Origin of the sequence: Streptomyces sp. NPDC006512 (genome assembly GCF_040611935.1) — a bacterium.
Classification (GTDB): Bacteria; Actinomycetota; Actinomycetes; order Streptomycetales; family Streptomycetaceae; genus Streptomyces.
In genome coordinates, this window is sequence record NZ_JBEXPG010000045.1 from 63,816 (window position 1) to 70,654 (window position 6,839).

General features: G+C 72.8%; 6 protein-coding genes. 3 read left to right on the top strand and 3 right to left on the bottom strand.

The window, feature by feature from the left end:
- Window positions 1-41 precede the first annotated feature (41 nt).
- Window positions 42-2,189, bottom strand: a complete 2,148-nt coding sequence (gene uvrB, locus ABZZ17_RS27900; protein WP_356879766.1) for an excinuclease ABC subunit UvrB — start codon at window positions 2,187-2,189, stop codon at window positions 42-44.
- A 189-nt stretch (window positions 2,190-2,378) separates the two neighbouring features.
- Between uvrB and ABZZ17_RS27905 the strand changes: the two genes are divergently transcribed.
- The 3 genes from ABZZ17_RS27905 to ABZZ17_RS27915 all read left to right on the top strand — a co-directional run bounded on the left by ABZZ17_RS27905 (window position 2,379) and on the right by ABZZ17_RS27915 (window position 5,454).
- Complete coding sequence (locus tag ABZZ17_RS27905; protein WP_356879768.1) at window positions 2,379-3,302, top strand: glycerophosphodiester phosphodiesterase family protein; 924 nt, start codon at window positions 2,379-2,381, stop codon at window positions 3,300-3,302.
- Between the two features lie 90 nt (window positions 3,303-3,392).
- On the top strand, window positions 3,393-3,956 hold the full coding sequence (locus ABZZ17_RS27910) for a methylated-DNA--[protein]-cysteine S-methyltransferase (protein WP_356879770.1): 564 nt from the start codon (window positions 3,393-3,395) through the stop codon (window positions 3,954-3,956).
- 169 nt (window positions 3,957-4,125) lie between these two features.
- Complete coding sequence (locus ABZZ17_RS27915; RefSeq protein WP_356879772.1) at window positions 4,126-5,454, top strand: MFS transporter; 1,329 nt, start codon at window positions 4,126-4,128, stop codon at window positions 5,452-5,454.
- A gap of 45 nt (window positions 5,455-5,499) precedes the next feature.
- Here ABZZ17_RS27915 and ABZZ17_RS27920 read toward each other — a convergent pair whose 3' ends face one another.
- Together ABZZ17_RS27920 and ABZZ17_RS27925 are read right to left on the bottom strand one after the other, a co-directional pair.
- Window positions 5,500-5,877, bottom strand: a complete 378-nt coding sequence (locus ABZZ17_RS27920) for a cupin domain-containing protein (RefSeq protein ID WP_356879774.1) — start codon at window positions 5,875-5,877, stop codon at window positions 5,500-5,502.
- 72 nt (window positions 5,878-5,949) lie between these two features.
- Window positions 5,950-6,735, bottom strand: a complete 786-nt coding sequence (locus ABZZ17_RS27925) for a methyltransferase domain-containing protein (protein ID WP_356879776.1) — start codon at window positions 6,733-6,735, stop codon at window positions 5,950-5,952.
- Window positions 6,736-6,839 lie beyond the last annotated feature (104 nt).

Consider the following 6,839-nt stretch of genomic DNA (forward strand, 5'->3'; position numbering starts at 1 on the left):
GTACCTGCGGCTGTGACCCAACCCTACTGACCGGCCCCGGGTCAGGCGAGGCCTGCTTCCTTCATCTGGCGAAGCTCCTTCTTCAGCTCCCCGACCTCGTCCCGGATCCGGGCCGCGACCTCGAACTGGAGCTCCGCCGCCGCCGCCCGCATCCGATCGGTCATCTGCTCGATCAGCGAGGCCAGTTCGGCGGCCGGCCGGTCGGTGAGGACCTCGGCCCCCTTGGCGGCCTTGGCGCCCTTGGCACCCTTCCCGGCCTTGCCCGCGGCCGCCTTGCCGCCCAGCGCGGGGACCGGCGCCTTGGCGCCCTTGCCCTCCTGCCGGTAGCCGGTGCCGAGCAGCTCCTCGGTGTCCAGCTCCTCGCGGGCGATGGTGGCGACGATGTCGTTGATCTTCTTGCGGAGCGGCTGCGGGTCGATGCCGTGCGCGGTGTTGTAGGCGATCTGCTTCTCGCGGCGCCGGTTCGTCTCGTCGATGGCCTTCTCCATCGCCGGGGTCATCTTGTCCGCGTACATGTGGACCTGGCCCGATACGTTGCGGGCGGCGCGGCCGATCGTCTGGATGAGGGAGGTCCCGGAGCGCAGGAAGCCCTCCTTGTCGGCGTCGAGGATCGCCACCAGGGACACCTCGGGCAGGTCGAGGCCCTCGCGGAGCAGGTTGATGCCCACCAGGACGTCGTACTCGCCGGCCCGCAGCTCGCGCAGCAGCTCGATGCGGCGCAGGGTGTCGACGTCGCTGTGGAGGTAGCGGACCTGGATGCCCAGTTCCAGGAAGTAGTCCGTGAGGTCCTCGGACATCTTCTTGGTGAGGGTGGTGACCAGGACGCGCTCGTCCTTCTCGACGCGCGCGCGGATCTCGTGCACCAGGTCGTCGATCTGCCCCTCGGTGGGCTTGACCACGACCTCGGGGTCGACGAGGCCCGTGGGGCGGATGATCTGCTCGACGAAGCCGTCGCCCCGCGAGAGCTCGTACTTGCCGGGGGTGGCCGACAGGTAGACGGTCTGGCCGATCCGCTCCTGGAACTCCTCCCACTTCAGCGGCCGGTTGTCGAGCGCGGACGGCAGCCGGAAGCCGTGGTCGACCAGGGTCCGCTTGCGCGAGGCGTCGCCCTCGTACATCGCGCCGATCTGGGGCACGGTGACGTGGGACTCGTCGATGACGAGGAGGAAGTCCTCGGGGAAGTAGTCGATGAGGGTGTTGGGGGCGGAGCCGCGCTCGCGGTCGTCCATGTGCAGCGAGTAGTTCTCGATGCCGGAGCAGGACCCGATCTGGCGCATCATCTCCAGGTCGTAGGTGGTGCGCATGCGCAGCCGCTGGGCCTCCAGCATCTTGCCCTGCTTCTCCAGCTCCGCGAGGCGCTCGGCCAGCTCGGCCTCGATGCCGCGGACCGCCTTCTCCATGCGCTCGGGGCCGGCGACGTAGTGGCTGGCGGGGAAGACGTAGAGCTCGCGGTCCTCGCTGATGACCTCGCCGGTCAGCGGGTGCAGGGTGGAGAGCGCCTCGATCTCGTCGCCGAACATCTCGATGCGGACGGCCAGTTCCTCGTAGACCGGGAAGATCTCGATGGTGTCGCCGCGGACCCGGAAGGTTCCGCGGGTGAAGGCGACGTCGTTGCGCGTGTACTGGATGTCGACGAAGCGGCGGAGCAGCTGGTCCCGGTCGATCTCCTCGCCGATCTTGAGGGAGACCATCCGGTCGACGTACTCCTGCGGGGTGCCGAGACCGTAGATGCAGGACACGGAGGCGACGACGATCACGTCGCGCCGGGTCAGCAGCGAGTTGGTCGCGGAGTGGCGCAGCCGCTCCACCTCCTCGTTGATCGAGGAGTCCTTCTCGATGTAGGTGTCCGACTGCGGTACGTAGGCCTCGGGCTGGTAGTAGTCGTAGTACGAGACGAAGTACTCGACGGCGTTGTTCGGCAGGAGCTCGCGGAACTCGTTCGCCAGCTGGGCGGCGAGGGTCTTGTTCGGCGCCATGACCAGGGTGGGGCGCTGAAGCTTCTCGATCATCCAGGCGGTGGTCGCCGACTTGCCGGTACCCGTCGCACCCAGCAGTACGACGTCCTTCTCACCTGCACGGATGCGCTTCTCCAGCTCGGCGATGGCCGCCGGCTGGTCGCCGCTGGGCTGGTAGGGGCTGACGACCTCGAAAGGCGCCACCGTGCGTTCGATCTTCGATACGGGCCGCATGGGTCAACCGTACGGCCCCCCACTGACAGCAGCACGGGTCTGGTCCGTTTGTCGTAGTTCGGTGGCGCCGCGGTGATCTTCAACCCCATGATCGCCGTGCAACGGCTCTCCGCAGTGCACCGCCGCAACGTCTGCCGCTCCGCACCCGTTTGACGCAGCGGCAGGGCTCACGATCCGAGGAGAACGCACATGTACGTCGTCCGACCCGCCGCCGCGGCCGCGGCCGCCTTCCTGGGACTCACCCTCACCGTGCTGTGCGGCGGGACGACCGCGGCCGCCCCCGGCCCCGGTCCCGCGGCCCCGGCCGCCGGGCCCCGGCCGATGGGGCTCGGCGGCCCCGTCGTGTACGCCCACCGGGGGGCCTCGGCCTACGCCCCGGAGAACACCCTCGACGCGATCGACCTGGCGATGGGGCTCGGCTTCGACTGGGTCGAGAACGACGTCCAGCGCACCAGGGACGGCGAGCTGGTGGTGATCCACGACGACACCCTGGCCCGGACGACCGACGTCGAGGAGGTGTTCCCCGACCGCGGTCCGTGGCGGGTGCGGGACTTCACGGCGGCGGAGATCGCCCGGCTGGACGCGGGGAGCTGGTTCGGGGACGGCCGCTACGCGGGGGCCCGGGTGCCGACGCTGCGGGAGTACCTGGACCGGGTGTCGCGGAACCAGCAGCGGCTGCTGCTGGAGATCAAGAAGCCGGAGCTCTACCCGGGGATCGAGGAGGAGACCCTGCGGGTGCTGGAGGAGGCGGGCTGGCTCGACGAGCGCCACGTCAGCGGCCGTCTGGTGGTGCAGAGCTTCAGCGCCGACTCGGTCCGCATCGTGCACGGCCTGCGCCCTGACCTCGTGACCGCCTTCCTGGGCACGCCGACGGTGGCCGACCTGCCCCGGTACGCCGAGTTCACGGACCGGATCAACCCCTGGCACACGACGATCTCCGCGGACTGGGTGGCGGCGGTGCACCGGCTGCGGGGCGCCCACGGCCGGGCCATGGAGGTGGACACCTGGATCGTGGACGACGCGGCCACGGCCCGGAAGGTCCAGGACATGGGCGTCGACGGCATCATCACGAACGCCCCCGACGTGGTGCGCGAGGCGGTGGGCGGCTTCTGACCTCCGGCTCCTGACCCTAGGGCGGCCACTGACCCTCGGGCGGCCCCTGACCCCGGCCGCGCTGTCGGTGCGGGGCCGTACCGTGGACGCGTGGACAGCACCGAGCGGCCCCGCGGGCCGCACCTCGAATGGACCGTCGTCCCCAGCGACATCGGTCCCCTGCTCCTGGCCGCGACCCCCGAGGGTCTGGTCCGGGTCGAGTTCCATGCCGGGCCCGACCGGGCCGACCGGATGATCGCCTCGCTGGTCTCCCGGCTCGGCGCGGACGCCCGGCGGCCCGAACGGGGCGCGGAGGTCCTGCTGGCCGAGCCGATACGCCAGCTGAAGGCCTACTTCGCCGGCTCCCTGCGGCGCTTCGAGCTGCCGCTGGACTGGCGGCTCAGCTCCGGCTTCAACCGCCAGGTGCTGCTGGAGCTGGACCGGTCCGTGCCGTACGGCTCGGTCGTCGGGTACGGAGAGCTGGCCGCCCGGGTCGGGCAGCCGGGGGCGGCGCAGGCCGTGGGCAACGCCATGGGGTCGAACCCGCTGCCGCTGGTGGTGGCCTGCCACCGGGTCGTGGAGAACGACGGCGGCATCGGGGGGTTCGGGGGTGGCGTGGAGACGAAGCGGATCCTGCTCGCGCTGGAGGGAGTACTCCCGCAACCCCTGTTCTGACCTGGGTGTTCGCGGTCCCGGCGGGTGCGCGCGGCCGTGGCGGAATGCGCCCCGGATACGCGGTTCCCCCGGGCGGTAAGGGGTGGGACACTTCCGCGGTGACTACTCCTGCCGCACCAGGCCTCACCCCGCGCGTCCTGCCCCCGCGACCGCGACGGGGGTGTCCGGCGTGACCGCCTCCCCCGGGACCGCCCCCGGCGCCCCGCCCGTGGCCGGCCGCGAGGGCCCGTCGCTCGACGCGGCGGAGCTGCCGCGGCTGCGGCGCCGGATCTCCGGCGTGCTGATCGCCAGCCAGGCGCTCGGCGGGATGGGCGTGCCGATCAGCATCGCCCTGGCCCCCGTACTGGCCACCGAGATCAGCGGGACCGAGGCGCTGTCCGGCATCGCCTCCACCGCCGCGGTGATCGGCACCGCCCTCGTCTCGCTGCCGCTGGCCGCCCTGATGACCTCCCGGGGGCGGCGGCCCGGGCTGGTCGTCGCGTACGGCGTCGGCACGCTCGGTGCGGGCCTCGTGGTGCTGGCCGCCGCCGTCAAGAGCTTCCCCCTGCTGATGATCGGCATGGCCGCCTTCGGGGCCGCCTCCTCCGCGAACCTCCAGGCCCGGTTCGCCGCCGCCGACCTCGCGGAGCCCGACCGGCGGGCCCGCGCGATCTCCGTGGTCGTCTGGGCCTCCACCGTCGGCGCCGTCCTCGGCCCCAACCTCTCGGCCCCCGCCAGCGACAGCTTCGCCGGCACCTCGATACCCCAGACGGCGGGGCCCTTCGTCTGGGCCGCCGCCGTCTTCGTCCTCACCGGCACCCTGATCGCCGTGTTCCTGCGGCCCGACCCGCTGCTGACGGCCCGGGCGCTGGCCCCGGCCGCGGAACAGGGCCCGCAGGGGCGCTCGCTGCGCGCCGGGATGGCCGCCGTCAAGGCGTCGCCGCGGGCCCGGCTCGCCCTGCTGACCGTCGCGGTGTCCCACACCACCATGGTCTCGATCATGGTGATGACCCCGGTCGACCTGGGGCACCACGGGGCCGACCTCAGGCTCGTCGGCCTGGTGATCAGCGGCCACATCGCCGGCATGTTCGCCTTCTCCCCCGTCATGGGTTGGCTCGCCGACCGCCTCGGCCGGCTCTCCGTGATCGGCCTCGCGGCCGGACTGCTGTCCGTCGCCGCCCTGCTCGCCGGTACCGCGCGGGAGAGCCACACCCAGAGCGCGATCGGCCTCTTCCTGCTCGGTCTCGGCTGGTCCGCCGGCATGGTCTCCGGGTCGGCGCTGCTGACCGACTCGGTGCCGCAGCCCGCGCGGGCCGCCGTACAGGGCCTGAGCGACCTGACGATGAACACGGCGGCCGGCGTCGGCGGCGCCGCGGCCGGGCTGGTCATGTCCCAGGCCGGCTACGGCTGGCTCAACGCGATCGGCGCCGCGCTGCTCCTGCCCATGGCGGCGCTGGCCCTGTTCACGGCGCGGCGCCACCCCGTGGCCGCCAAGGACGGGGGGCCCACGGACGCGTGAGGGGCCGGCGGCCGCCCGTGGGGCCCGGCAGCGGGCCGGCCGGGCTCAGCAGTTGATGTGGTAGGCCTTGCGCAGCGTCTCGTGGACGGTCCAGGTGGTCCGGTCGCCCTCCCGCAGGACGCAGGCGGAGCCGGGCCCGACCTCCAGGGTCGCGCCGCCCTCGACCTCGATGGTCGCGCGCCCGCTGACGACCACGAACAGCTCGTCGGCCTCGGTGTCGGTGACCACCCCGGGGGTGATCTGCCAGATGCCCCGGATCTGCGAGCCGTCCTCGGACTCCCACAGCACCTTGCCGGTCACGACGGGCGTACCGGAGAGGATCTGTCCGGGGTCGAGCTCCTCGGTCTCCAGCTCGGCGTCGGGGACGTCGGCGACGGACACGGCGAAGGAGGCGGGGGCGGGGCTGCGGTCACTGGTGCTCATGGCGCGTCAGCCTAGGGCCGCCGCACCGGCGCCGGGGTGTTCACAGCGTCCAGCGCGGGCGCCGGTGACGCGTCATTCCGTCGAGCGCGTACGGGGCACCGGCCGCCTGGCGCCCAGTACGGGCTGGTGGAACCCGGTGGCGGCCGAGGGGTGCCAGACCGGCTCGCCGAAGCCGGCCTCCCGCACGTACCGGGCCGTCTCCTCCTCGGGCAGGGCCCAGTAGGTCGCCCCCGAGGTGTGCGTGGTCCAGGTCCCGCCGGACGGCAGCAGCTGGAACAGCTCGACGTCGTACCGCTCCCCGTCGGGGTGCCAGTGCCACAGCTGGAAGGTGACGGTCCGCCCGTCGGGGCCGGTGCGCACGTGCGGGGCCTCGCCGCCGGGCCGGGTCCGGCGCAGGGCGCCGTAGGGGCGGGTCGAGAGGAGCAGCAGGCCGCCCGGGCGGAGCACCCGCCGGGTTTCGGCCAGAGCGGCGCGGACGTCCGCCTCGGTCAGCAGGTGCGGGAGGGCGTTGTCGGCGCACACCACCGCGTCGAAGGCCGCGTCGGGGAAGGGCAGGGCCCGCATGTCGGCCGCCGCGACCGGCAGCGCCAGCCCCCGGGCGGTCGCCTCGCGGGCGGCGCGGGCGGCGGCGCGGGCGCTGAGGTCGGTGCCCGTGACGCGGTGGCCCAGGCGGGCCAGGCCCAGCGCCTGCGTGCCGATCCCGCAGGCGTTGTCCAGCACGGTGTGCGGTCCGGGCCCGAGGGAGGCGGTGAGCAGGGCGTCCAGGGCCCGGCCCTGCCGGGTGGTGCTGGCGTCCCAGTCCGCGTACATGAGGTCGTACCGGTCGGCGAGTTCGTCGTAGAAACCGCGGGTGTCCATGGGGGAACGCTAGGCAGTGTCTTCAAAGGGGCTTTAGCCAGAGGAACAGGGATGCGACGGTGACGGCTGCCTGGTAGGACTCGCGGGTTTTGTCGTAGCGAGTG